This is a genomic window from Mycobacterium sp. SMC-15 (assembly GCF_045310925.1).
Taxonomy (GTDB): domain Bacteria; phylum Actinomycetota; class Actinomycetes; order Mycobacteriales; family Mycobacteriaceae; genus Mycobacterium.
On the sequence record NZ_JBJIAJ010000003.1, the window covers coordinates 43,562 to 68,030 of the forward strand.

Annotated in this window: 23 protein-coding genes; 12 read left to right on the forward strand and 11 right to left on the reverse strand. The window is 67.3% G+C overall.

Translation table 11 applies throughout. The features are described 5' to 3' along the window. Positions 1-74 precede the first annotated feature (74 nt). Positions 75-1,400 (forward strand): DNA polymerase IV, encoded by a 1,326-nt coding sequence (locus ACJH71_RS05135; protein ID WP_406757247.1) that lies wholly within the window; start codon positions 75-77, stop codon positions 1,398-1,400. A 4-nt stretch (positions 1,401-1,404) separates the two neighbouring features. Here the strand turns inward: ACJH71_RS05135 and ACJH71_RS05140 are convergent, their stop codons facing one another. From ACJH71_RS05140 to ACJH71_RS05150, 3 genes are read right to left on the reverse strand one after another with little or no spacing between them, the layout of a single operon-like run. After that, a complete protein-coding gene (locus ACJH71_RS05140) occupies positions 1,405-1,875 on the reverse strand; it encodes an OsmC family protein (RefSeq protein WP_406756952.1) in 471 nt (156 codons plus the stop codon). A gap of 34 nt (positions 1,876-1,909) precedes the next feature. Beyond that, on the reverse strand, positions 1,910-2,371 hold the full coding sequence (locus ACJH71_RS05145) for a hypothetical protein (protein WP_406756953.1): 462 nt from the start codon (positions 2,369-2,371) through the stop codon (positions 1,910-1,912). Positions 2,372-2,374: 3 nt separating this feature from the next. After that, a complete protein-coding gene (locus ACJH71_RS05150) occupies positions 2,375-3,313 on the reverse strand; it encodes an asparaginase (protein ID WP_406756954.1) in 939 nt (312 codons plus the stop codon). A gap of 41 nt (positions 3,314-3,354) precedes the next feature. Between ACJH71_RS05150 and lspA the strand changes: the two genes are divergently transcribed. Both lspA and ACJH71_RS05160 read left to right on the forward strand, forming a co-directional pair. Next, complete coding sequence (lspA, locus tag ACJH71_RS05155) at positions 3,355-3,990, forward strand: signal peptidase II (RefSeq protein WP_406756955.1); 636 nt, start codon at positions 3,355-3,357, stop codon at positions 3,988-3,990. Between the two features lie 7 nt (positions 3,991-3,997). Beyond that, entirely contained in the window at positions 3,998-4,918 is a 921-nt protein-coding gene (locus ACJH71_RS05160) for an RluA family pseudouridine synthase (protein WP_406756956.1), read from the forward strand. A gap of 9 nt (positions 4,919-4,927) precedes the next feature. On the opposite strand, the gene ACJH71_RS05165 is transcribed toward ACJH71_RS05160, so the two are convergent. Continuing rightward, positions 4,928-5,692, reverse strand: coding sequence for a methyltransferase domain-containing protein (locus tag ACJH71_RS05165; protein ID WP_406756957.1), 765 nt, complete (start codon positions 5,690-5,692; stop codon positions 4,928-4,930). A gap of 8 nt (positions 5,693-5,700) precedes the next feature. After that, positions 5,701-5,937, reverse strand: coding sequence for a dodecin family protein (locus ACJH71_RS05170; protein WP_024443139.1), 237 nt, complete (start codon positions 5,935-5,937; stop codon positions 5,701-5,703). Positions 5,938-6,074: 137 nt separating this feature from the next. On the opposite strand from ACJH71_RS05170, the gene dnaE reads away from it, so the two are divergent. Then, positions 6,075-9,626 (forward strand): DNA polymerase III subunit alpha, encoded by a 3,552-nt coding sequence (gene dnaE, locus ACJH71_RS05175; protein ID WP_406756959.1) that lies wholly within the window; start codon positions 6,075-6,077, stop codon positions 9,624-9,626. Positions 9,627-9,658: 32 nt separating this feature from the next. Here dnaE and ACJH71_RS05180 read toward each other — a convergent pair whose 3' ends face one another. Beyond that, entirely contained in the window at positions 9,659-10,111 is a 453-nt protein-coding gene (locus tag ACJH71_RS05180) for a PPOX class F420-dependent oxidoreductase (RefSeq protein WP_406756960.1), read from the reverse strand. Between the two features lie 54 nt (positions 10,112-10,165). Between ACJH71_RS05180 and ACJH71_RS05185 the strand changes: the two genes are divergently transcribed. Continuing rightward, positions 10,166-10,552, forward strand: coding sequence for a MerR family transcriptional regulator (locus ACJH71_RS05185; protein WP_406756961.1), 387 nt, complete (start codon positions 10,166-10,168; stop codon positions 10,550-10,552). Positions 10,553-10,823: 271 nt separating this feature from the next. Then, the gene (locus tag ACJH71_RS05190; RefSeq protein WP_406756962.1) at positions 10,824-11,540 is read left to right on the forward strand and encodes a hypothetical protein; all 717 of its coding nucleotides are present in this window, start codon (positions 10,824-10,826) and stop codon (positions 11,538-11,540) included. Positions 11,541-11,549: 9 nt separating this feature from the next. Here the strand turns inward: ACJH71_RS05190 and ACJH71_RS05195 are convergent, their stop codons facing one another. Further along, positions 11,550-12,383 (reverse strand): class I SAM-dependent methyltransferase, encoded by an 834-nt coding sequence (locus tag ACJH71_RS05195; RefSeq protein ID WP_406756963.1) that lies wholly within the window; start codon positions 12,381-12,383, stop codon positions 11,550-11,552. Between the two features lie 86 nt (positions 12,384-12,469). Here ACJH71_RS05195 and ACJH71_RS05200 point away from each other — a divergent pair, with 86 nt between their 5' ends. The 3 genes from ACJH71_RS05200 (at position 12,470) to ACJH71_RS05210 (ending at position 15,678) form a co-directional block, all read left to right on the forward strand. Further along, the gene (locus ACJH71_RS05200; protein WP_406756964.1) at positions 12,470-13,267 is read left to right on the forward strand and encodes an enoyl-CoA hydratase/isomerase family protein; all 798 of its coding nucleotides are present in this window, start codon (positions 12,470-12,472) and stop codon (positions 13,265-13,267) included. 24 nt (positions 13,268-13,291) lie between these two features. Beyond that, positions 13,292-15,127: a fatty acid--CoA ligase FadD11 gene (gene fadD11, locus ACJH71_RS05205; RefSeq protein WP_406756965.1), complete on the forward strand. Its 1,836-nt coding sequence runs from the start codon at positions 13,292-13,294 to the stop codon at positions 15,125-15,127. 71 nt (positions 15,128-15,198) lie between these two features. Further along, positions 15,199-15,678: a DUF488 family protein gene (locus tag ACJH71_RS05210; RefSeq protein WP_406757248.1), complete on the forward strand. Its 480-nt coding sequence runs from the start codon at positions 15,199-15,201 to the stop codon at positions 15,676-15,678. A 6-nt stretch (positions 15,679-15,684) separates the two neighbouring features. On the opposite strand, the gene ACJH71_RS05215 is transcribed toward ACJH71_RS05210, so the two are convergent. Further along, the gene (locus tag ACJH71_RS05215) at positions 15,685-15,894 is read right to left on the reverse strand and encodes a hypothetical protein (RefSeq protein WP_406756966.1); all 210 of its coding nucleotides are present in this window, start codon (positions 15,892-15,894) and stop codon (positions 15,685-15,687) included. A 90-nt stretch (positions 15,895-15,984) separates the two neighbouring features. On the opposite strand from ACJH71_RS05215, the gene ACJH71_RS05220 reads away from it, so the two are divergent. The 3 genes from ACJH71_RS05220 (at position 15,985) to ACJH71_RS05230 (ending at position 19,195) form a co-directional block, all read left to right on the forward strand. Further along, entirely contained in the window at positions 15,985-16,422 is a 438-nt protein-coding gene (locus tag ACJH71_RS05220; RefSeq protein ID WP_406756967.1) for a nitroreductase family deazaflavin-dependent oxidoreductase, read from the forward strand. Between the two features lie 28 nt (positions 16,423-16,450). Further along, complete coding sequence (ilvA, locus tag ACJH71_RS05225; RefSeq protein ID WP_406756968.1) at positions 16,451-17,764, forward strand: threonine ammonia-lyase IlvA; 1,314 nt, start codon at positions 16,451-16,453, stop codon at positions 17,762-17,764. Positions 17,765-17,845: 81 nt separating this feature from the next. Next, positions 17,846-19,195: a threonine/serine exporter ThrE family protein gene (locus ACJH71_RS05230; protein WP_406756969.1), complete on the forward strand. Its 1,350-nt coding sequence runs from the start codon at positions 17,846-17,848 to the stop codon at positions 19,193-19,195. A gap of 1 nt (position 19,196) precedes the next feature. Here ACJH71_RS05230 and glgX read toward each other — a convergent pair whose 3' ends face one another. The 3 genes from glgX to ripD all read right to left on the reverse strand — a co-directional run bounded on the left by glgX (position 19,197) and on the right by ripD (position 24,336). Further along, positions 19,197-21,365 carry a glycogen debranching protein GlgX gene (gene glgX / locus ACJH71_RS05235; RefSeq protein WP_406756970.1) on the reverse strand — a complete coding sequence of 723 codons (2,169 nt, stop codon included), beginning with the start codon at positions 21,363-21,365 and terminating at the stop codon, positions 19,197-19,199. 50 nt (positions 21,366-21,415) lie between these two features. Further along, complete coding sequence (locus tag ACJH71_RS05240) at positions 21,416-23,626, reverse strand: acyltransferase family protein (RefSeq protein ID WP_406756971.1); 2,211 nt, start codon at positions 23,624-23,626, stop codon at positions 21,416-21,418. Positions 23,627-23,697: 71 nt separating this feature from the next. Next, positions 23,698-24,336 (reverse strand): NlpC/P60 family peptidoglycan-binding protein RipD, encoded by a 639-nt coding sequence (gene ripD / locus ACJH71_RS05245; protein ID WP_406756972.1) that lies wholly within the window; start codon positions 24,334-24,336, stop codon positions 23,698-23,700. Between the last annotated feature and the right edge of the window lie 133 nt (positions 24,337-24,469).

The following is a 24,469-nucleotide window of genomic DNA, read 5'->3' on the forward strand; positions in this document are numbered from 1 at the left end:
GTCGGATGCGGCCGCGAGGAGCAGTGCCCAATAGGCTTAACCCCGTGGACGCCCGATGGGTCCTGCACCTGGATATGGACGCCTTCTTCGCGTCCGTCGAGCAATTGACCCGCCCGACGTTGCGTGGACGGCCGGTACTGGTCGGCGGGCTCGGTGGCCGCGGCGTGGTGGCCGGGGCCAGCTACGAGGCGCGGGTTTTCGGCGCCCGCTCGGCGATGCCGATGCACCAGGCGCGGCGGCTGGTGGGGGCCCCGGCCGTGGTGCTGCCGCCGCGTGGCGCCGTGTATGGCATGGCCAGCAGACGGGTTTTCGAGACCGTGCGTGCGGTGATCCCGGTCGTCGAGCAGCTCTCCTTCGACGAGGCATTCGGGGAACCGGTCGAGCTGGTGGACGCAACCGCTGCGGAGGTCCTGCGGTTCTGCGAACACCTTCGCCGGCGGGTGCTCGACGAGACCGGTTTGGTGGCGTCGGTCGGGGCGGGCTCGGGCAAGCAGATCGCCAAGATCGCCTCCGATCTGGCAAAGCCGAACGGGGTACGGGTCGTCAGCCGCTCCGAGGAACGGCTGTTGCTGGACGGGCTGCCGGTGCGCCGGCTGTGGGGAATCGGTCCGGTCGCCGAGGAGAAGCTGCACCGGCTGGGCATTGACACCATCGGCCAGCTCGCCGCACTGACCGACCGTGAGGTCGCCGACATTCTCGGCGCCACCATCGGTCCCGCGCTGCACCGGTTGGCCCGCGGGATCGATGATCGGCGGGTCGCCGAACGCGCTGAGGCCAAACAGATCAGCGCCGAATCGACCTTCGCCGCCGACCTGACCACCTTGGAGCAGCTACGGGCTGAGATCGGTCCGATCGGCGAACACGCCTACCGCAGGCTGCTGCGGGACGGGCGCGGCGCTCGCACCGTGACGGTGAAACTCAAGAAGGCCGACATGAGTGTGCTGACCCGCTCGGCCACGCTGCCCTATGCGACCACCGACGTCGCCGCACTCACGTCGGCGGCCGGCCGGTTGTTGCTCGATCCGCAGGAGATCGGTCCGATCCGGCTGCTCGGCGTGGGCTTCTCCGGTCTGACCGATGTCCGCCAGGAGTCGCTGTTCCCGGATCTGGAGTTTTCAGAAATCGGCGCCGTCTCGCCGGAAGTTACTGCGCGAGAATCGGTTTCCCCGACAGTTGCGGCGTCGTGGCGCGTCGGCGATGACGTCACCCACTCCGACCTCGGCCACGGCTGGGTGCAGGGGGCCGGCCACGGGGTGATGACGGTGCGCTTCGAGACGCGCAGCTCAGGCCCCGGTCCAGTGCGGACATTCCCCGACGACGAGCCAGGAATCAGCCGCGCCGACCCGGTGGCCAGCCTGGACTGGCCCGACTACGTCGCCCGCCCGGAGGAACACAGCTAGCTCGTCACGGGAGTGCCTGCACCACCGGATCGTGCAGCACCGGGAAGTTGACGGACTTGGCGATAAAGCAGATTCGGTGAGCGTCGGAATGCAATGCCAAGGCCCGCTCCACCATCGCCGCATCGCCGACTTCGATGTGCGGTTGCAAGACAACACTGGTGAAGTGCCCGCCCTCGGTGTTCTCGATCATCGTGCCGACCGGCCGGTCCTGGTAGGAGACGACCACCACGCCGTTGACCGAACACAAATACAGGTAGGACAGCATGTGGCATTGCGCCAGCGCAGCCAACAGCAGCTGTTCGGGATTCCACCGGGTCGGATCACCACGGAATGCCGGGTCGGCGGAGCCGAGAATGGCGGGACACCCCTCGGCGGTCACCTCGTGCTCTCGCCCGTAGCCGCGATAGTCACTGGTCCCGCTGCCGTGATTGCCGGTCCAGCTGACATCCACGGTGTAGGTGTGTTGGGTGGACACGCGGCCTCCACGGGCTAGGGGTGGTGCGGGCTCGTCACCACAGCACACCGTAGACGCTGGAGAGCGTAAAACCATGGTGGCCATAGCCCTTGCAGGTCACCGTGCCCTGGTAGCCGACCGCACAGCTAGAACCCCAGTTCTCCAGCCGATAGCCCTCCGGCAGCACATCCACGTCCCGGGTGAACGATGCGATGTGGGAGTGGCGGTAGGCCGCGGGCACCCCGCCGGCTTCGAGCACAGTCTGGGTGGCGCCGGCGGGAGCATCCGTTGGCACCGCATCGCAGCCGATCGGCCCGCCGTTGGGGCCGATGCCGCAGGAGCGGCCGTCCGGCGTTTTGAAGAAGACCCAGTAGAAGTCGGTCGGCGACGAGTAGCGGCCGGTGGCGACCGGGTAGTCGTCGCCAGCGTCCGCCCCGGGCGGCGGCTCGGCATGGGCCGCCGCGGCGGTCCCGGCTGCGAGAACAGCGGCGCCGATGAGGGCGAGGATCCTGGCCATCGGTCAGCCCCACCGGTCGATGACGTCGCCGACCGGCTGCCCGGCCGCGAGCGCCATCATCAGCAGGATCCGCGCCTGCGGCGGCCTCAGCCGCGGCACCATCACCGCGCCCGCATCCACCAGGGCCCGGCCGGGGCCGTAGTCCGCCTCGATGTGCCCGTCCGGAACTCGGCTGGACACCGCGACCACGAGCCCGGATTCGCAGTGTCGGCGCACCCCGTCGATCACCGCCGTCGGGGCGTTGCCCGACCCGAGAGCGGCCAGCACCACCCCTCGCGCACCAGCGGCGGCGCAGGCATCCAGGGCGACCGTGTCAGCGCCCCCGTAGAGCGCCACGACATCGACCCGCGGCGCGGCGGCCGGCGCACCGAGGTAGGGCCGAGTCTTCTCGCCAGACAGCGTGACCCGGCCATCGGCGACGCCGCCCAGGACCGGACCGGTGAAGCCGGTCAACCCGGTGATGGTGGCCTTCTGCAGACCCAGCGGGGCCAGCACCCGGCCGGCGAAGCACATCAGCACCCCCAGCCCCCGAGCGGCCGGATCCGCGGCCACGGCCAGGGCGTCGCGCAGGTTGCCCGGCCCGTCGGCGTCGGGGGCGTCCGCACCGCGCTGAGCCCCGGTAAGTACCACCGGCGCATCCCCGGTGTAGCCGAGCTCCAGCCAGAGCGCACCCTCTTCGCAGGTGTCGGTGCCGTGGGTGACGACCACCCCGTCGGCGCCGCCGTCCACCGCGGCATTGACCGCGGCGAGGAGCGCAGCCCAGTCGGCCGGGCCCAGTTCGGAGCTGTCCCGCGCCATCAGGTCCACCACGGTGAGGTCCGCGGCGCCTGTGTCGGCGACCAGGTCTGAGCCGCTGCGGGCCGGCCGCAAGGCCCCGTCGCCTTGGGTGCTGCAGGAGATAGTCCCGCCGGTGGTGATGACGGTGAGGCGCTTGGACAGCATGCCGCGATCATGCCGCACCTGGGTTAAGGGATGATGGGAGCGTGACTGACGAGACAACCGACTCGACCGAGACGGAGGTGGACCCGGCCCCGGCCCCGCAGACAGCGCCGGCCGCCCCGCCCCGCCGGCTGGGACTGCTGCTGTCGGTGGCCTCGGTGGTGCTGATGGCCGACGTCGTCACCAAGGTGCTCGCGGTGAAGATGCTGACCCCCGGCCAGCCCGTGCCGATCATCGGCGACACCGTGACCTGGACGCTGGTCCGCAACTCCGGGGCCGCGTTCTCCATGGCCACCAGCTACACCTGGGTGTTGACGCTGATCGCCAGCTCGGTGGTGCTCGGCATCATCTGGATGTCGCGCCGTCTGGTGTCGCCCTGGTGGGCGATCGGGCTGGGGATGATCCTCGGCGGGGCCTTGGGCAACCTGGTGGACCGGTTCTTCCGGGCGCCCGGGCATCTGCAGGGCCACGTGGTCGACTTCCTGTCGATCGGCTGGTGGCCGGTGTTCAACGTCGCGGACCCGGCGGTGGTGGGCGGCGCCATCCTGCTGGTCGCGTTGTCGGTGTTCGGCTTCGACTTCGACGCGGTGGGCCGTCGCCGCGCCGACGACGATGTCGACGCTGAGCAGCGCCGTGACAACAGTGCCGGTGACGGCGACGGCGACGGCGAGCAAGCCTGATGCGGCTGTGACCGAACGATCCATGCCGGTCCCCGAGGGCCTGGCCGGCATGCGCGTCGACGCCGGGCTGGCCCGCCTGTTGGGCCTGTCGCGCAATGTTGTCGCGACGCTGGCCGAAAACGGCGACGTGGAACTCGACGGCGTCGCTGCAGGCAAGTCCGATCGGCTCATCGCGGGGGCGTGGCTGCAGGTGCGGCTGCCCGAAGCGCCGCCGCCGCTGGAAAACACCCCGACCGAGGTCGAGGGCATGACGATCTTGTACTCCGACGCCGACATCGTCGCCGTCGACAAACCTGCCGGGGTCGCCGCGCACGCCTCGGTGGGCTGGAGCGGGCCCACGGTGCTGGGCGGCCTGGCCGCTGCCGGCTACCGGATCACCACGTCCGGAGTTCCGGAGCGTCAGGGCATCGTGCACCGCCTGGATGTCGGAACCTCCGGGGTGATGGTGGTGGCGATCTCCGAACGCGCCTACACCGCACTCAAACGCGCGTTCAAGGCGCGCACCGTGGAGAAGCGTTACCACGCCCTGGTACAGGGCCATCCGGATCCGTCCAGCGGCACCATCGATGCACCGATCGGGCGACACCACGGACCGGAGTGGAAATTCGCCGTGACCGCCGACGGCCGGCACAGCATCACGCACTACGACACGGTGGAGGCGTTCGTCGCCGCGAGCCTGCTCGACGTACACCTGGAAACCGGCCGCACCCACCAGATCCGGGTGCACTTCTCGGCCCTGCGGCATCCGTGCTGCGGTGATCTGACCTACGGTGCCGATCCGACCCTGGCGCGCAAGCTCGGGCTGGAACGCCAGTGGTTGCACGCCCGTTCATTGGCGTTCGCACACCCCGGCGACGGACGGCGCATCGAGATCACCAGCGAGTACCCCGCCGACCTGCAACACGCCTTGGACGTGCTGCACCGCTGACGGCGCGCCTCAGGGCTTGCGGGCCTCGACCAACACCCGGGTGGCGTGCGCGACGAAGCACCCCTGAGACTCGATCAGCTCATGCATCTCGCGCAGCCGGTCACGGTGATCCTCGACCGCAAAGTCGGGCACCGTCCAGATCACCTTGCGCAGGAAGTAGATGACGGCGCCGACGTCGAAGAATTCGGCCCGTAGCCGCTCGAGCCGCAGATCGAGCACCTCCATACCGGCGGCCGACGCGTCGGCACGTACCGCATCCGGCTGGTACTGGGCTCCTTTGCCCGGCATCGGCCCGAGAAAGAACTCACTCAGCTCGAGCATCGTCGCCGGCCCGATCTGCTGGGCGAAGTAGTGACCGCCGGGCCGCAACACGCGGGCGATCTCGTCCCACCACGTCGCCAACGGGTGCCGGCTGCTGACCAGATCGAATGCTTCGTCGCCGAAGGGCAGCGGCGGCCGGTCCGGCACCGTCACCACCACCACGCCACGCGGATGAAGCAGCTCGGTGGCGCGTGCGGCATTCGGCGGCCAGGACTCCGTGGCTGCCATGGTCGGGGGAAACGTGCCGAACTCCTGGATGCCCGCCAGCACCTCGCCGCCGCCGGTGTTCAGGTCGACGGCGGCCGAGACGCCCGAGAGCCGCCCGGCCAGCTGCCGCTGGTAGCCCCAGGAGGGGCGCTGTTCGGTGGCGCGGCCGTCAAGCCAGGAGAACTCCCAACCGTCGACGGGGGCGGTGGCGGCCTCGGCCACCAGTTCGTCGAAGCTACGTGACATCGAGTGGGTTAGCTCGATTCGTCGGCCGGCTTGGATGACTTCGGCGGCCGGATCTTGAAGGAGATGCGCAGTTTGGTGCGGTAGATGATCCCGCCCTTGTCATCGAGGGTGAGGTCCTGCTCGACGACCTGAGCAACGCGGATGTCGTCGATGGTCTGCTTGGCCCGGTGCACCGCTTCGGCCGCGGCGTTCTCCCAAGACGACGGGCTGGTCCCGATGATGTCGATCACCCGGTACACGCTCATGTATGCCTCTCCTCGCTTGCGCCGAACCTCAACGTAGTGCACAGCGGCAGTCGCTGTCCCGGGAAACGACAGCCGAAGAGACACGGCTGCCGACACGCCCGAGAAGCGTCGGTGCCCAGTCCTAGACTGGCGGTCCTATGGACAGTTCATCGTCGCGGTCCTTCGTGCACCTGCATAACCACACCGAGTACTCGATGCTCGACGGAGCGGCGAAGATCGCCCCGATGCTGGCTGAGGCGCAGCGCCTGGAGATGCCCGCGATCGGGATGACCGACCACGGAAACATGTTCGGCGCCAGCGAGTTCTACAACGCGGCGACCAAGGCCGGCATCAAGCCGATCATCGGGGTCGAGGCCTACATCGCCCCCGCGTCTCGTTTCGATACCCGCCGGGTGCACTGGGGCGATCCCAGCCAGAAGAGCGACGACGTTTCCGGCAGCGGCTCCTACACCCACATGACGATGGTGGCCGAGAACGCCACCGGGTTGCGCAACCTGTTCAAGCTCTCCTCGCTGGCTTCCTTCGAGGGCCAGCTCGGCAAATGGTCGCGGATGGACGCCGAGATCATCGCCGAGCACGCCGAGGGCATTATCGCCACCACCGGCTGCCCGTCCGGGGAGGTGCAGACCCGGTTGCGGCTGGGCCACGAGCGCGAGGCGCTGGAGTCGGCCGCCAAGTGGCGGGAGATCTTCGGCGCGGAGAACTATTTCCTGGAGGTGATGGACCACGGGCTGTCCATCGAACGCCGGGTACGCGAGGGCCTGCTGGAGGTCGGGCGCAAGCTCGGCATCCCGACGTTGGCCACCAACGACTGTCATTACGTCACCCGCGACGCCTCGCAGAACCACGAGGCGCTGCTGTGCATCCAGACCGGTAAGACACTGTCGGACCCCACCCGGTTCAAGTTCGACGGAGACGGCTACTACCTGAAGTCGGCCGCCGAGATGCGCGCACTCTGGGACGACCAGCTGCCCGACGCCTGTGACTCCACCCTGCTGATCGCCGAGCGGGTGCAGTCCTATGCCGACGTGTGGGCGCCGCGCGACCGGATGCCGGTGTTTCCGGTGCCCGACGGCCATGATCAAGGGTCCTGGCTGCGGCACGAGGTACAGGCCGGTCTGGAACGACGCTTTCCCGGCGGCGTGCCCAGTGAGTACACCGACCGCGCGTCCTACGAGATCGACGTCATCTGCGGCAAGGGATTCCCGTCCTACTTCCTGATCGTCGCGGACCTGATCCATTACGCCCGCTCGATCAACATCTGGGTGGGCCCGGGCCGAGGGTCGGCCGCTGGGTCACTGGTGGCTTACGCGCTGGGCATCACCAATATCGACCCGATTCCGCACGGGCTGTTGTTCGAGCGCTTCCTCAACCCGGAGCGGCCGTCGGCCCCCGATATCGACATCGACTTCGACGACCGCCGCCGCGGCGAGATGGTGCGCTATGCCGCGGAGCGGTGGGGCAGTGACCGGGTGGCCCAGGTGATCACCTTCGGCACCATTAAAACCAAGGCGGCGCTGAAAGATTCAGCCCGTGTGCATTACGGCCAGCCTGGCTATGCGATCGCCGACCGGATCACCAAGGCGCTGCCGCCGCCGATCATGGCCAAGGACATTCCGCTGTCGGGTATCACCGACCCGAACCACGAGCGGTACAAGGAGGCCGCGGAGGTCCGCGGGCTGATCGACACCGATCCCGACGTGCGCACCATCTACGAGACGGCACGCGGCCTGGAAGGCCTGGTCCGTAACGCCGGCGTGCATGCCTGCGCGGTGATCATGAGTTCCGAGCCGCTGATCGACGCGATCCCGTTGTGGAAGCGCCCGCAGGATGGCGCCATCATCACCGGCTGGGACTACCCGTCGTGTGAAGAAATCGGCCTGCTGAAGATGGACTTCCTGGGCCTGCGCAACCTGACGATCATCGGCGACTGTCTGGAGAACATCAAGGCCAACCGGGGCATCGACCTGGATCTGGACACCGTGGCGTTCGATGATCCCGCCACTTACGAACTGCTGGGCCGCGGTGACACGCTGGGGGTGTTCCAGCTCGACGGCGGCCCGATGCGTGACCTGCTGCGCCGCATGCAGCCCACCGAATTCAACGACATCGTCGCGGTGCTGGCACTCTACCGGCCCGGCCCGATGGGCATGAACGCCCACAACGACTACGCCGACCGTAAGAACGAGCGTCAGGTCATCAAGCCCATCCACCCCGAGCTTGAGGACCCGCTGCGCAGCATCCTGTCGGAGACCTATGGCCTGATCGTCTACCAAGAGCAGATCATGTTCATCGCGCAGAAGGTCGCCTCGTACACGATGGGCAAGGCCGATGCGCTGCGTAAAGCCATGGGCAAGAAGAAGCTCGAAGTGCTCGAAGCCGAGTACAAGGGCTTCTACGAGGGGATGACGGCCAACGGGTTCTCCGAGAAGGCCGTGAAAGCGTTGTGGGACACCATTCTTCCGTTCGCCGGGTACGCGTTCAACAAGTCGCATGCGGCCGCCTACGGCCTGGTGTCGTACTGGACGGCCTACCTGAAAGCGAACTATCCGGCCGAATACATGGCGGGTCTGTTGACATCGGTCGGTGACGACAAGGACAAGGCCGCGGTGTACCTGGCTGACTGCCGCCGGCTGGGGATCACGGTGCTGCCGCCGGACGTCAACGAGTCCGAGCTGAACTTCGCGTCGGTGGGCGAAGACATCCGCTACGGGCTGGGAGCGGTGCGCAACGTCGGCGCCAACGTTGTCGGCTCCCTGATAGCCACCCGGACACATAAGGGCCGCTTCACCGACTTCTCGGATTACCTCAACAAGATCGACATCGCGGCCTGCAACAAGAAGGTCACCGAATCCTTGATCAAGGCCGGTGCCTTCGACTCGCTGGGGCATCCACGCAAGGGGTTGTTCCTGGTGCACACCGACGCCGTGGACTCGGTGCTCGGCACCAAGAAGGCCGAGGCGGTGGGTCAGTTCGACCTTTTCGGCGGGGGAGATGGTGAAAGCGCTGGAACAGATGCCGTTTTCGGCATCAAGGTGCCCGACGAGGAGTGGGCCGACAAGCACAAGCTGGCCCTGGAGCGAGAAATGCTCGGACTCTATGTGTCCGGGCACCCACTCAACGGCATCGCGCACCTGCTGGCCGCCCAGGTCGACACCCAGATCCCGGCGATCCTGGAGGGCGACGTCGCCGCCGACACCCAGGTGCGGGTCGGCGGCATCCTGGCATCGGTGAACCGTCGGGTCAACAAAAACGGACTTCCTTGGGCCTCAGCGCAATTGGAGGATCTCACCGGCGGCATCGAGGTGATGTTCTTCCCGCAGACCTACTCGGCGTACGGCGCCGACGTCGCCGATGACGCCGTGGTGCTGGTCAGCGCCAAGGTCAACATCCGCGACGACCGGATCTCGTTGATCGCCAACGAGCTGGTGGTGCCCGACTTCTCCGCCAACGCCCCGGATCGGCCGCTGGCCGTGAGCCTTCCGACCCGCCAATGCACCATGGACAAGGTCAGTGCGCTCAAGCAGGTGCTGACCCGCCATCCCGGCACCGCCCAGGTGCAACTGCGGCTGATCAGCGGGGAGCGCATCACCGTGCTGGAGCTGGATCCCTCGCTGCGGGTGACGCCATCGTCGGCGCTGATGGGGGATCTGAAGGCGTTGCTCGGCCCCGGCTGTCTGGGCGGGTAACCCACGAAGGCCGGATCCGGCTGAAGTTCGGTCTAACGCGCGAGCAGGTCGACCCGAACGATCACGCTGTCCGGCCATAGGTTGCGCGTCCGGGCGCGCCGCACCTTGTCCCGTAGCGGCAGATCCCGGTGCACATTGGTCACGCCGGGCACCGGGATCATCGGCACGACGTTCCACTGCCAGCCGTACCGCCGGTGCAAGGCGCGGTTGGCGGCTTCGGCCTCATCGCCAGACAGAATGGTCGCCCGGCCGCGCAGCGCGGTCGCGTGGTGACGGCGCCGGCCGCGGTAGTCGCAGGCGGTCAACTCGACGTCCGGGCGAGGGGTCAGCCTGCGAGTCTTGGGTCCGGTCTTGGTCCGAAACAACACGGCGCCGTCGTCGAGCGCGAACCACACCGGAGTGTCCACCGGCGTGCCGTCGCGGCGATAGGTGCGCAGCAGCGCGTAGCGGGTGTCGCGTAGTTCTTCGAGTGGTTGGGGACGCATACCACCAGGGAACAACTTAGAGTTGACTTCAAGTCAAGTCCTTCGGAGGTGGCGGTGTCCGGTCGGCTCACCATCGGCGAGGTGGCTCAACGCAGCGGCGTCGCCGCAACCACCTTGCGCTACTACGAGCGGGTCGGCCTGCTGGCGTCGCCGGCTCGGGTAGGCGGCCAGCGCCGCTATGACGAAGCAGTGCTGGCTCGGCTGGAAGTGATCGGCCTGTGCAAGGCGGCGGGGTTCGCGCTCGACGAAATTCAGTTGCTGTTCGCCGATGACGCGCCCGGGCGTCCGGCGAGTCAGGCGCTGGCCCAGGCCAAGCTCGCCCAGATCGATGCACAGCTGGAGGCGTTATCGCGCGCTCGCGCGGTCATCGAATGGGGAATGCGGTGCACCTGTCCGTCCATCGACGCCTGTACCTGTGGAATCCATCCGCCGAAAGTCTGACTCTCAACATTACGGTTAGATCCGTTCCTGATTACAACATCGCATCACTGGTGTAACGTCTGAAACTTCTCACACAACACGTGTGGCCTCGGGGGGAGGTGGAGACTGTTGACGGCTGTGCGGGGCCGGTTTCGGCGGCGCACTATCGCAAATAATCGAACTTTACCCAAGAGTAGAATTAGCATAGGATATCAATGTTGTAACACAGACGTAACGGAAAACGTCTGTTGATACACAGAAAAGCATGTGCATGAACAACACGGAGGCAGTCATGTGGGTTTCGCGTCGTCTTCTCAACCTGCTCGGGATGGGCGCTGCCGCCGCATTCGCCGCGCTGGTACTACCCACGTCGACCGCCAACGCGGCGGGGGACCCGTTCCTGGATGGCGGCCCCTACGAGACCTGCAATGGGGCGGTCTGCCTGGTGATGGGTGACATTCTGGACGGGAACTGGAAATACGAGGGCATCCGTCCGGTCATCACGGACTGGAAGGGCGACCAGCCCTACACCGTCCAGGTGACCGACGGCGACAACGTGATCGACGCCGGAACGTACAACATCAAGATCGAGGACTACTGGAACTCGTTCTTCTCCACCAGGGCCTACCAATTCGGTGACTTCACCGCCAACTCCAGCCTGCCCGCCGACTTCGACATGAGCAGCCTGGGCAACTTCGGATATCTGTCCGGATCCTCGATCTACGAGGTCAACATCGGCGACTTCACCAACCTGACGATCAACGGCGTGGGGCCGCACGACCTGAACTACTGGGTCATGTCTCTCGGCGACATCAACTACTCCGTGGTGACCGACCCGATCAACTTCACCTCCGCGGGCGTGATCCAGTTCGGCGACGACGCCCCGATGCAGATATGGAACAGCCTGTTCCACTCCTGGACCCCTGAGGTTCCGGACTATCTCATTCCGAACGATCCGTTCGCCAACCTGGACTTCGACCCGTGTGACTTCCTCGGCGGTTGTGTCTAGCCAGGCACGTCAGAACTTGTAGCGCAGCACCCGGGCCTTGCCGGCCACCGACTTGAATCGGCCGGCAAGCCGGGTGATTGTGCGGGCCGGGCCGGGAAACGAATCCACCTCGGCGGCGTGCGCCAGGCAGGCCTGTTCGACCAGGCGCAGGCGCGGCTCCCACCGCTGAGGCGTGCGAGGGTCAGTGAAGCCGGGATTGGCCCAGACATGGCGCAGCACGGTGAACATTCCCCGCGGTGCCAGCTTCATGCCCATCCAGCTGAACGGCCCGACGCGGCCGTAGTCGTTGAACGCCAACTCGCCGGTCCCGAAATGGTCGATGGCGTGCCCGATCAGCGCAATGACCTGCGGCTCGGTGAGAAAGGCGAACAGTCCGTCGGCGATCACCATGGTGGGGCGCCCGACCGGGATGGTGTCGGTCCACGCCGTACCGGTGAGATCGGCGGCGATCACATGCTCGGCGCGCTGTGGCGGCACCACCTTTTCTCGCAGCGCGATCACGTGCGGCAGATCGATGCTGTACCAATCGACGCCGGCCGGCGGCTTCACCCGCGCCAACGGCTCGTTGAGCCCGGCGCCGAGGTCGACCACCACCGCGTCGGGATGCGCAGCCGTGTATGCGCGGACGCGCTCATCGAGCATCTTGGCGCGCAGGGCGGTCTGTCGCACCACACTCGCCGGGATCCGGAATGCGGGGAAGTCGTAATCGATCAGGCCGACGACGCGGTCGGAGAACTCGTCACCGAGGATCGGGATCGGAGCGCGACAGTCCAGTGCGCGGGCATACGCCGTGAGGAAGGCGGTCTGCTCGAGGCGGCTGAACTCGGTGACGGCAATCGACATGGGCTCACCGTAAGCGATGTCGACCGCAGCGGCCTGTAACGGCAATCCCGCGCCCCGGCCGGGGCGGCGCCATTAACGTCGACGCCATGGAAACCACCACGGAGATTCTGTCGACCTCCACCATCGCGGTGACAGCCGACGGTGCGCTCGGCTCCATCACGCTGAGTCGTCCCGACAAGCTCAACCCGCTGGGCACGGTGACGCTCGACGAGTTGGTGGCGGCGGCCCGCTGGTTCGACGCCCGGCCCGCGGTCAAGGTCGTGGTTGTATCCGGCAGCGGCCGGGCGTTCTCTGCCGGCGCCGACCTGGCCGCGTTCGTCGCCGCCGCCGACGGCGCCGGAGCGCTGCGCGAGGCCGCCGACGCCGGCCGCCGGATGGCCGACGCCGTCGAAGCCATGCGGGCCGTGACGGTGGCGCGGCTGCACGGTCACTGTGTGGGCGGCGGTGTGGTGCTGGCCGCAGCGTGCGATCTGCGAGTGGCGGCCGAGGGCACCCGGTTCTCGATTCCGGAGGTGGACTTGGGTATTCCGTTGGCCTGGGGCGGTATCCCGCGGTTGGTCCGCGAGATCGGACCGGCGCTCACCAAGGAACTGGTGATGACCTGCCGCCCGTTCGATGCCGCCGAAGCCAAGGCAATCGGGTTCCTCAACCGTGTGGTGCCCGAGGCCGACCTGGATGCGGAGGTCGACGAGTTGGTGGACCAGCTGGTCAGCAAGTCCACTCTCACGCTGGGCGGCACCAAACGGCAGGTCAACGCGGTCACCGAGGGCATGGTGGGGACCGCGCGCAGCTGGAATGACGCCGATGCGCTGGTCACCGCGGTGCACGATCCCGAGTCGCAGGCATCGGCCATGGCATATCTGCAACGGGTCAGTCGCCGCTGAGGCGGCCACGAGCAGGAGGAACAGATGACGCAGACATCGCCGCCGGTCACCCTGTGTGAGGCGTTTCAGCGCACCGCCGCCATCGACCCGGACGCGGTCGCGGTACGCACCGTCGGCGATACGCAGACGCTGACCTGGCGCGACTACGCACAGCAGGTGCGCCAGGTGGCGGCCGGGCTGGCCGGGCTCGGGGTACGCCGCGGCGACACGGTGTCGCTGATGATGGCGAACCGGATCGAGTTCTACCCGCTGGAAGTCGGCGCCCAGCACGTGGGCGCGACGTCGTTCTCGGTGTACAACACTCTGCCCGCCGAGCAGCTCGGTTACCTGTTCGCCAACGCCGGTACCAAAGTCGTGATGTGCGAGCAGGCGTTTGTCGAGACGATCCGGGACAGCCGAGCGGCGATCGAACACATCGTCTGTGTGGACGGGCATCCCGACGGCACCTTGTCGATCGCGCAGATGCTGGCCGCGGCGGACGACGACTTCGACTTCGAAACCGCTTGGCGGGCAGTGCAGCCCGACGATGTGGTGACGCTGATCTATACCTCCGGGACCACCGGCCTGCCCAAGGGCGTGGAGATGACGCACACCAATCTGCTGTTCGAGGCGGCCGCCCTCGACGCGGTGCTCGGGGTGCGTTTCGGGGACCGGATCACCTCGTATCTGCCTTCGGCACACATCGCCGACCGAGCGATGGGCCTCTACAACTCCGAGATCGCCGGAGTTCAGGTGACCGTGGTGCCCGACGCGCGCCAGATTGGCGCGGCGCTGCCTGACGTGCGGCCCACGATTTGGGGCGCGGTGCCGCGAGTATGGGAAAAGCTCAAGGCGGCAACAGAATTTGCTGTCGCGGGGGAGTCGGACGACAATCGTCGCGCCGCTTTGCAGTGGGCGCTGTCAGTCGGCGCGAAACGGTCCGCGGCGCAACTGGCCGGAGAGCGCGTACCCGACGCGCTGGCCGCGGAGTGGGCACAGGCCGACGAGCTGGTGCTCTCGGCGCTTCGGGCCAAGCTGGGCCTGGACGAGCTGCGGTGGGCGGTGTCCGGCGCGGCGCCGATTCCCAAGGAGACCATCGCGTTCTTCGCCGGCCTCGGGATTCCGATCTGCGAGGTCTGGGGCATGTCGGAGCTCAGTTGCGTGGCGTCGACCACCCATCCGCGCGACGCGCGACTCGGTACGGTCGGAAAATTGTTGCCCGGCCTGGAAAGCCGCATCGCCGACGACGGCGAATTTCTGGTCCGGGGGCCCCTGGTGATGCGGGGCTACCGCAAGGAGCCGGCCAAGACCGCCGAGGCGATCGACGCGGACGGATGGCTGCACACCGGGGACATCCTCGAGGAGGATGCGGACGGCTATCTGCGAGTGGTCGACCGCAAGAAAGAGCTGATCATCAACGCCGCGGGCAAGAACATGTCGCCGGCGAACATCGAGAACGCGATCCTGGCGGCATGCCCGATGATCGGGGCGATGGTCACCATTGGCGATTCCCGGCCCTACAACACCGCACTGATGGTCTTCGACGCCGACTCGGTGGCGCCCTACGCCGCTGCCCATGGCCTGTCGACGGCGACGCCGGGGGCACTGGCCGATGACCCGGGGGTGATCGCACAGATTGCGGCGGGCGTGGCTGCGGGCAACACGAAACTGTCACGGGTCGAACAGATCAAGCGCTTCCGGGTCCTGCCCGCGCTCTGGGAACCCGGTGGCGACGAAGTCACCCTGACCATGAAACTCAAGAGGCGGCCGATCGCGGCGAAATACGCCGAAGAGATCGAACGCCTCTACGCCAGTGAGCCCGGGCCCCATGTGCATCAACCCCAAGCTGCCGAACAGCCTGCGCCCAGCTCCGCGGTCTGAAGGAGAACGCTACGTCGCCAACGGTTTTCACGTTCGGCCACGGTACCGCGGACCGGGCCGAAATCACCGCGCTGCTCTCCGGCGCCGGTGTGCAAGGCCTGGTCGACGTACGCAGCGCTCCGGGGAGCCGGCACAATCCCGAGACCGCACGGGAGGAGATGCAGCGCTGGCTGCCGGAGGCCGGGATCGGCTACCGGTGGGAACCGCGACTCGGCGGCTGGCGGCGGGTCGCCGGCCAGAGTCCGGACATCGGGTTGCGCAACGAATCGTTTCGGTCCTACGCCGGCTACATGCGCTCCGCGGACTTCCAGTCCGGAATCGATGAGCTCGTGGCCCAAGCGGACGCTCAACAGGTCGCGGTGATGTGTGCCGAGACCGTTTGGTGGAGATGCCATCGCAAGTTGATCGCCGACTACCTCACACTGGTGCGCGGATTCGAGGTACAGCACCTGATGCACGACGGCAAGCTGCGCGACCACCGGCCGACTGCCGAAGCCCGAGTTGCCGACGATGTCCTGGTCTATGACGGCACGGCCGTCGGGCCCGAATAGCTGCGCTCAGCGGCGCGAAGGACGTTGCGCGCCCAGCACCAGCCACACGGCGGAGCAGAGACCTGCGGCGGTCAGAACCGCGGCTGCGGCGCTGGACGTCACGGCGCCGACGATCAGCAGGGCGACCAACCCCGTGGCCAGCGCAACCAACTTGTAGGCCGGCCAGGGCACGCCGGCGATGGGCACTTGCTGCCCGAGGAGCTCGGCGGTGGTCATGAATTTAACGGTACGCGATAACCAATTGTTAGGCCAGCCGAAATCTGCAGGTCGGATTGTTATGTCGTGTCACGGGACTACGCTGGCTGCATGCCTCTGAGCGGAGAATATGCACCCAGCCCGTTGGATTGGTCACGCGAGAACGCCGAGAAGTACATGGAGTCCGGTGGCACCGAGGGCATCGAGATGAAGGGCAAGCCGGTCGTGCTGTTGACCACGGTCGGCGCTAAGACCGGCAAACTGCGCAAGATCCCACTGATGCGGGTGGAACACGACGGTGAGTACGCGATCGTCGCGTCGCTGGGCGGGGCCCCGCAGAACCCGGTCTGGTACTACAACGTCGCCGCGAACCCGCGCGTCGAGCTGCAGGACGGACCCGTCAGCGGCGACTACGACGCCCGCGAGGTATTCGGCGAGGAGAAGGCGCAATGGTGGGAACGCGCCGTCGACGCCTTCCCGTACTACGCCGAGTATCAGGAGAAGACCGATCGACAGATTCCGGTGTTCGTGCTGACCCCGGTGGGCTGAACACCCTACTGGGTGACACCATATTGCGGTGTCCGCCGAACTGCGCCAGAACCGAAGTGGCTCCCATTCAGGCCCCGCGCAGGGCCCGTTGAAGGGGCCGTTGACCGCGGCCGACATCGACGCGGCGGCCAAGCGGATCGCCGGCGTGGTCGCCCCCACGCCGTTGCAGTACAGCGACCGGCTCTCGGAGCTGACCGGCGCCAACGTCTACCTCAAGCGCGAAGACCTGCAGTCGGTGCGCTCCTACAAGCTGCGTGGTGCCTACAACCTGCTGGTCCAGCTCAGCGAATCCGAGCTCGCCGCCGGCGTGGTGTGTTCGTCGGCCGGTAATCACGCACAGGGCTTCGCCTACGCCTGCCGGTCGCTGGGTGTTCACGGCCGGGTCTATGTGCCGGCCAAGACCCCGAAGCAGAAGCGTGACCGCATCCGCTATCACGGCGGCGAGTTCATCGAGCTGATCGTCGGCGGCGCGACCTACGACCTGGCTGCGGAGGCGGCCCTGGCCGATGTCGCTCGCACCGGCGCGACGCTGGTGCCGCCCTACGACGACCTGCGGACCATGGCGGGCCAGGGCACCATCGCGGTGGAGATACTCGACCAGCTCGAGACCGAACCGGATCTGGTGGTGGTGCCGGTCGGCGGCGGCGGCTGTATCTCGGGTATCACGACCTACCTGGCCGAGCGGACCACCAAGAGCGCCGTTCTGGGCGTGGAGCCGGCCGGAGCCGCCTCGATGATGGCCGCGCTGGCCGCCGGGGAGCTGGTCAGCCTCGATCACGTCGACCAATTCGTCGACGGTGCGGCCGTGCGGCGCGCCGGGGCGTTGCCGTACGAAGTGCTGTCCGGGGCCGGCGACATGGTGTCGGTGACCACCGTCGATGAAGGTGCGGTCTGCACCGCGATGCTCGACCTGTACCAGAACGAGGGGATCATCGCCGAGCCGGCGGGCGCCCTGTCGGTCGCGGCCCTGCTGGAGGCCGAAGTCGCCCCGGGCTCGACGGTGGTGTGCCTGATCTCCGGGGGCAACAACGACGTCTCCCGGTACGGCGAGATCCTGGAGCGCTCGCTGGTGCATCTGGGCCTCAAGCACTACTTCCTGGTCGACTTTCCCCAGGAGCCCGGCGCTCTGCGGCGCTTCCTCGACGAGGTCCTCGGGCCCAGCGACGACGTCACCCTGTTCGAGTACGTCAAACGCAACAACCGCGAGACCGGTGAAGCCCTGGTCGGCGTGCAACTGGGGTCGGCTGCCGATCTCGACGGACTGCTGGACCGCATGCGTACCTCGGAGATCCACGTCGAGCCCCTGGAGCCCGGCTCTCCGGCATATCGCTACCTGCTCTGAAACGCGGGATCCGCCACAGCAGGTGAGCTCCGGGCGCCGAACGGGTAGCCGACGGTCATGCCGTCAACGGAAACACTGCGCATGGATGAAACCGACGTCCGACGAGTTCTCGATGTCGCTCTGCGATTCGGGCAGCTGCTCTTGGGCTCACAGGCGGGCACCGCCGACGTCGCCTCGAGCATGCTCGCCATCGCCACCGCCTACGGGCTGCCGCAGACCCAGGTCGACATCATGGGCAACTCGATCCGCGTCTCGGTGCCCCGCGGCGTTCCGGGCGCCCCGGTCACCGCGATGTATCTGGTGCCGTCGCGTTCACTGGATTACACCCGGCTGCAGCTGGCCACCGATCTCGCCCAGCGCGTCGTGAACACGACGCCCGATCCCGAGTGGGTGCAACAGCAGCTGGACGTCGTGAGTCGGGCCAATCATCCCTATCCCCGCTGGGTGGCCACCGTCGGCTGGGCGGTCATGGCAGGTGGCTTCGCGGTACTGATCGGCGCCGGGCCGCTGGTGGCCCTGATCTCGGCGGTCACCACCGCCTTGATCGACCGGATTGGCCGCGTACTCAACGGATGGCAGCTGCCACTGCTGTTCCAGCAGGTCGTCGCCGCCGCGGTGGCCACCGGGGTCGCGATCGGCGTGCACGCGGTCGGCTGGCTGCCCGCCGGGACCCCGGTATCACCGGTGGTGGCCGCCAACATCGTGGTGTTGTTGTCCGGGTTGGCTACCGTCGGCTCCGTGCAGGACGCCATCACCGGCTACCAACTGACGGCCGTCTCTCGGGGAATGGACATCCTGCTCATGTCGGTCGGCATCCTGGTCGGCGTCTCGATCGCGGTGCGGATCGGCGGGGCGTTCGGTGTGCAAGTTCGGGTCAGTCCCGAAATGCCGGTCGCGGTGCTCAGCGTTCCGGTGTACCTGTTGGCGGGCGCCACCGGCGCCGCGGCCGCCGCGATCGCGGGCTATGCGCAGCTCAAGGCGGCCCTGGCGGCTGGTCTTGCCGGGGCAACCGCCACGCTGCTGTTCTTCGGACTGCAACTGGTGCAAGCCAATCCGATCGTGAGCTCGTTCGTGGCCGCCGCCGCGACCGGCCTGGTGGGCACCCTCCTCGCGCCGCGGCTGCGGGTCACGCCGCTGGTGATCATCATGGCGGGCATCATCCCGCTGGTCCCCGGGCTGACTCTGTTCCGGGGCTTCGTGCAACTGGTCAACGGGCAACCGAATGCCGGAGGTTCACTCGGGCTGGCGGCCGGGCTTGCCCTGGCACTCGGTGCGGGCGCGGTGTTGGGGCCGCTGTTGGCGCCCTCGGTGCGGCGCGAACTGAGTCGCTATCACTCGCGCGGTCGCCCACAGGCGACGCGTCGCATCCGCAGCCCGTACCGCATCCCGCAGCTGGCCGGCATCCGCTACTTCGGGCGCCGGGCGGCCTAGCTCAGCTGCTCTTGCGCAGGATGGTCAGCGAGCGTCCCGTCACCGTCACGGCCTGGCCGGCGTCGACCACCAGGTCGGTGCTGCCGGCCGGATGGGCGGTGTCGATCACCGCGGACCAGACCTGCGCGTAGTCGGTATTGGGCGTGACGAAGTCCACTGGTGCCTCACCGGCGTTGAAGCACAGCAGAAATGAGTCGTCGATGATCCGCTGCCCGCGCTCATCCGGTTCGGGCAGTGCCTCACCGTTGAGGAAAACCATGACACATCTGCCGAATTCGCTGTCCCAGTCCTGCTGCGTCATCTCGTCTCCGGCCGGTGTGAGCCAGGCGATGTCACGCACCTCGTCGCCGCCGCGGATCGGCCGGCCCTCGAAGAAACGGCGCCGGCGGAACACCGGATGCGCGGTGCGCAGCGTGGTCAGTGCCTGGGTGAAGGCGAGCCGGTCAGCGTTGCTCTCAACCAGCGTCCAGTCCATCCAGGACAGCTCGGAGTCCTGACAGTAGGCGTTGTTGTTGCCCTGCTGGGAGCGGCCCATCTCATCGCCGTTCAAGATCATCGGGGTGCCCTGGCTGATCAGCAGGGTGGCCATGATGTTGCGGACCTGGTGGGCCCGCAACGCCAGGATCTCGAGGTCGTCGGTCGGGCCCTCGACACCGCAGTTCCACGACCGGTTGTGGCTCTCGCCGTCGCGGTTGTCCTCGCCGTTGGCTTCGTTGTGTTTCTCGTTGTAGGACACCAGGTCCGCCAGCGTGAAACCATCGTGGCAGGTGACGAAGTTGATGCTCGCGCTGGGACGCCGCCCGGTCGCCTCGTAGAGGTCCGAGGAGCCGGTCAGCCGGGAGGCGAACTCGCCGAGCGTCTCCGGCTCACCACGCCAGTAGTCGCGCACCGTGTCGCGGTACTTGCCATTCCATTCCGTCCACAGCCCGGGGAAGTTGCCCACCTGATAGCCGCCTTCGCCGACGTCCCAGGGCTCGGCAATCAGCTTCACCTGGCTGACCACCGGATCCTGTTGCACCAGATCGAAGAACGCGGACAGCCGGTCGACATCGTGCAGTTCCCGGGCCAGCGTGGAGGCCAGGTCGAAACGGAAGCCGTCCACGTGCATCTCGGTCACCCAGTAGCGCAACGAGTCCATGATCAGCTGCAGGGTGTGCGGATGCCGGGCATTGAGACTGTTGCCGGTGCCGGTGTAGTCGGTGTAGTGCCGCGGATCGTCTTCGTCGAGCCGGTAGTAGGCGGCGTTGTCCATGCCGCGGAAGTTGAGGGTGGGGCCCAGGTGGTTGCCTTCGGCGGTGTGGTTGTAGACCACGTCGAGGATCACCTCGATGCCGGCCTGGTGGAACGCCCGCACCATCGCCTTGAACTCGGCCACCGCCCCGCCGGCCTGGCGATTTGCCGCGTAGTCGTTGTGCGGCGCGAAGAACCCGAAGGTGTTGTACCCCCAGTAGTTCCGCAGCCCCAGCTCCAGCAGTCGCTGGTCGTGCAGGAACTGGTGGACCGGCATCAACTCGATGGCCGTGACGTTCAGCGACTTGAGGTGCTCGATGATCACCGGATGCGCCAGCCCGGCGTAGGTGCCGCGTAGCTCGGCCGGAATGCCCGGATGGGTCGCGGTCATGCCTTTGACGTGCGCCTCGTAGATGATCGTCCGGTGATACGGGGTGCGCGGTGAGCGGTCGGCCGCCCAGTCGAAGTAGGGGTTGATCACCACGCTGGTCATGGTGTGGCCCAACGAGTCGAGTGCCGGGGGATCGGCACCGTTGTCGGGGTCCGCCAGGTCGTAGGAGAACAGCTGCGGACCGAAGTCGAAGGCGCCGTGAAAGGCCTTCCCGTACGGGTCCAGCAACAGCTTGCTGGGGTCGCAGCGCTGGCCTGCGGCGGGGTTGAACGGTCCGTGCACCCGAAAGCCGTAGTGCTGGCCGGGGCCGATACCGGGCAGGTAGGCGTGCCAGACGTAGCCGTCCACCTCATCGAGGCCGATCCGGGTCTCGGTGTGGTTGCCCTCGTCGATCAGGCAGAGTTCGACGCGCTCGGCGACCTCGGAGAACACCGCGAAGTTGGTGCCGGCTCCGTCGTACACCGCGCCCAGCGGATAGCTGTTTCCGGGCCAGACCGCGGGCGCGGACGGCTCCGGTGTGGGCTCGGACCCCGACTCAGCCGACGACACTGCTCGACTTTATCCGCTTTCTCGGCATCCGCCGTCGAGCATGGCCGGGTTCACCACCAGCCGGTGGCCGCACCCATCTGCCGACCGAGCTCGCCGGTCATGGTGCGCATGTAGGTCGCCGACAGGTGATGAGAGTCGTGGTAGACCAGCACGTTCCCTTCGACCGCGCGGCAGATCTCTTTGTCGCAGACGGCGTCGGAGAGGTCCAACGGCTTGAGCAGCGGGAACTTGCCGACGAAGTCCAGGGTGGGATTGCGCTCGACGAGGACTTCGGAACGCTTGATGCCGCAGGATTCCGCGTCACCGCCGGAGGCCAGGCAGTCCGCCGGCTGGAACGGGTCGCCGTCGCGCACCAGCCACGGGGTGTCGCGGACTCCCAGGATGGGAATGTGGTTGTCCGACAGCTGCTTCCAGATCCCGATATAGGTTCCGGGCATCACGTCGCCCGGTTTGATGTTCCACGGCCGGGTGGCGGTGGTGAACACGAAGTCCGGGTGGTCGGCGATCAACTTGTCCATCGTCTTGCCCACCCACTGGTAGCACTGCGGGTAGGGGGCGTTGTTGCCCATGATCAGCGGGACCTTCTCGGTGGACAGCGGACAGCCCATCTTGAGGTAGGTGACCACCTTGAAGTGGTGCCGCTGGCCGAGGATGTCCAACGCGGGCAGCCAGTGTTCGGCGTGCGATCCGCCGGCCAGTGCGACGGTCCGGGTCGCCTCCTGGTCGCCGTAGGTGCAGTTGATCAGGTCCGGATTGGTGAAGGTGCTGATACAACCGTCCCGGGTGGAGCGCGGCAGGTCCTTCTTGGCCTCCAGGATGGTGGGCCGCATCCGAAGTTTGGGCACCCGCTTGTGCTTCAGCAGCGCGCGGGCGCCGGGGTAGTCATCCTTGCTGAGCTTGACCAGCTCGGTGCCGCTGGCACGCTGCACGGTGACATGTTCGCGCCAGGAGAATGACGTCGCCGTCAGTGCCACCCCCAGCAGCACCACCGTCGAGCCCAGCACCGACGTCGGGCGCCGCCACCAGCCGGCCGCGGGCTTGCGCCACCGCGGGCGCACCACCGGCGCAGCGGCCTGGCCGGCCGGCTTGCGGTAGCGCAGCGGATCCTCGACGAACCGCGTGGTCAGATAGGCCAACACGCCCGACACCAACAGGATCACGGCCCCGTCCAGCAGGCTTGCGTGCCGATGCCCGCTGTAGGACAGCCAGAAGATCAGCAGCGGCCAGTGCCACAGGTACAACGAGTAGGCCATCGAGCCGAGCGTCACCAGCGGCGCCGCCGCCAGCCACCGATTGGGCCACGGCAGTTTGGCGCTGGTACTCGAGCGGGCTTGGCGGTTGGCCCCGGCCAGGATGAACGCCACCGTGGCGCCGACCGGGACCAGCGCCCACGGGCCGGGGAACTCCCGCACTCCCTCGATCAGTGCCCCGCAACTCAGGATCGCCGCCAGCGCGACCGTGGCAACGGCGGTTCGCAGCCACATCGGCCAGCGGATGTAGGGGACCAGAGCGCCGACGAGGGCGCCGATCAGCAACTCCCAGGCGCGGGCGAAGCTGTTGTAGTAGGCCAGCGACTGATTGGCCTGGTGCGCGACGATCGCATACCAGAACGAGGCCACCGTCAGCGCCGTGAGCAGCACGACGAACGCGGCCCGCAGGTGCTTGCCGAGCACCTTGCGGAACAGGAATGCGAAGCCGAACACCAGCAGCAGGAAGCTCAAGTAGAACTGGCCCTGTACCGACATCGACCAGATGTGCTGCAGCGGGCTGACTGCCTCACCGGCCTGCAGGTAATCGGCGGCACTGCGCGCCAATTCCCAGTTCTGGTAGTAGCCGAGGCTGGCCAGGCTCTGGTCGGCGAACGTCTCCCACCGGGTCTGCGGCTGAATCCAGATGGTCAGCAACGCGCAGGCGGCCAGCACGACCACCAGCGCGGGGAGCAGACGGCGGACCAGACGGACCAGGTCGGGGATCGGCGAGAGCGACGAGGTCGGGTTCAGCGCGACTCGCAGCAGTTTGCCGCCGAAGAAGAAACCCGAGAGCGCCAGGAAGACGTCCACGCCGCCGGACACCCGCCCGAACCACACGTGGAACACCGCCACCAATGCGATGGCGACCCCGCGTAGGCCATCAAGGTCGTGGCGGTAGAAGCCCTCCTTGCGGGTACCCAACACGGTGGCCGACCCGGAGGTCGGAACCGACCCGGATGCGGGTTCCGCAACAGGTGTTACCGCCGGTCGAGGCGGGGACAGGGCAATCATGATCGCCCGACAATCTACCTAACCTGCCTGGAGAAACCGCATTCTGCGCGTTGTGACGTCGACCGAGTCGGTCAGGAGCTGAGCACCCGGGTCAGGTAGGGGACCATGTTGGAGGTGCGCGCCGGTGAGACCGAGACCGCGGGGCTGGTGCCCTCGATCATCTGGTTGTTGCCCAGGTACAGCGCGACGCTCTGGGTTCCGCCGGGGCCGTAGCACAGCAGGTCGCCGGGACGGGCCTGGGCGGGCGGGACCTTCTGGCCGACGCTGCACTGCTCACCGGAGGTGCGCGGCATCCTGATGCCGGCACCGGCGAACGCGTACTGGATCAGACCGGATGCGTCGAAACCGACGGTGGTGGTGTCGGGGATGCCCTCGGTGGGAGCCAGCGCCGTGCCCGGCAGGCCCGGGGTGACGCTTCCCGGCAGCAGGGGATTGCCGGGGGTGCTCGGGAGGCTGGCGCGGCCGGTGATGTCGGTCAACGAGCTGCGGGTGGTGGCGGCCCGGGCACGCGCGCTGTTGGTGGGCCCGTTGACGTCACCGCCGCCGTAGACGAAGGGCACGCCGCGCTGTGACAGCGCACGCTGAATCACGCGCTCGACGAGCTGGTTCTGACCGGTCTGCGACAGCGGGTCGGCGTAGGCGGGCGCGGCACTCAGCGCCGGGGCCAGGGCCGCCGTCAATGCGATCGCAGTAGCGCAGACGCGTTTCATTGGGACAACCCCCTTCTCAGCCGATATTCACGGCAGTATCACTCGTCACTTCTGTCACAGAGACTACCGGCGCTTACGCCCCGTCAGCCGTCGCGGAAGAGAAATTGCGCAACCTGTGACCCAACGGTTATGC

Coding starts and splice junctions, on each gene's coding strand:
- ACJH71_RS05135 (WP_406757247.1), top strand. CDS start 75: ATGGACGCCTTCTTCGCGTCCGTCGAGCAATTGACCCGCCCGACGTTG.
- ACJH71_RS05145 (WP_406756953.1), bottom strand. CDS start 2,371: ATGGCCAGGATCCTCGCCCTCATCGGCGCCGCTGTTCTCGCAGCCGGG.
- ACJH71_RS05150 (WP_406756954.1), bottom strand. CDS start 3,313: ATGCTGTCCAAGCGCCTCACCGTCATCACCACCGGCGGGACTATCTCC.
- ACJH71_RS05165 (WP_406756957.1), bottom strand. CDS start 5,692: ATGTCACGTAGCTTCGACGAACTGGTGGCCGAGGCCGCCACCGCCCCC.
- ACJH71_RS05170 (WP_024443139.1), bottom strand. CDS start 5,937: ATGAGCGTGTACCGGGTGATCGACATCATCGGGACCAGCCCGTCGTCT.
- dnaE (WP_406756959.1), top strand. CDS start 6,075: ATGGACAGTTCATCGTCGCGGTCCTTCGTGCACCTGCATAACCACACC.
- ACJH71_RS05180 (WP_406756960.1), bottom strand. CDS start 10,111: ATGCGTCCCCAACCACTCGAAGAACTACGCGACACCCGCTACGCGCTG.
- ACJH71_RS05190 (WP_406756962.1), top strand. CDS start 10,824: ATGTGGGTTTCGCGTCGTCTTCTCAACCTGCTCGGGATGGGCGCTGCC.
- ACJH71_RS05195 (WP_406756963.1), bottom strand. CDS start 12,383: ATGTCGATTGCCGTCACCGAGTTCAGCCGCCTCGAGCAGACCGCCTTC.
- ACJH71_RS05200 (WP_406756964.1), top strand. CDS start 12,470: ATGGAAACCACCACGGAGATTCTGTCGACCTCCACCATCGCGGTGACA.
- fadD11 (WP_406756965.1), top strand. CDS start 13,292: ATGACGCAGACATCGCCGCCGGTCACCCTGTGTGAGGCGTTTCAGCGC.
- ACJH71_RS05215 (WP_406756966.1), bottom strand. CDS start 15,894: ATGACCACCGCCGAGCTCCTCGGGCAGCAAGTGCCCATCGCCGGCGTG.
- ACJH71_RS05220 (WP_406756967.1), top strand. CDS start 15,985: ATGCCTCTGAGCGGAGAATATGCACCCAGCCCGTTGGATTGGTCACGC.
- ACJH71_RS05230 (WP_406756969.1), top strand. CDS start 17,846: ATGGATGAAACCGACGTCCGACGAGTTCTCGATGTCGCTCTGCGATTC.
- ACJH71_RS05240 (WP_406756971.1), bottom strand. CDS start 23,626: ATGATTGCCCTGTCCCCGCCTCGACCGGCGGTAACACCTGTTGCGGAA.
- ripD (WP_406756972.1), bottom strand. CDS start 24,336: ATGAAACGCGTCTGCGCTACTGCGATCGCATTGACGGCGGCCCTGGCC.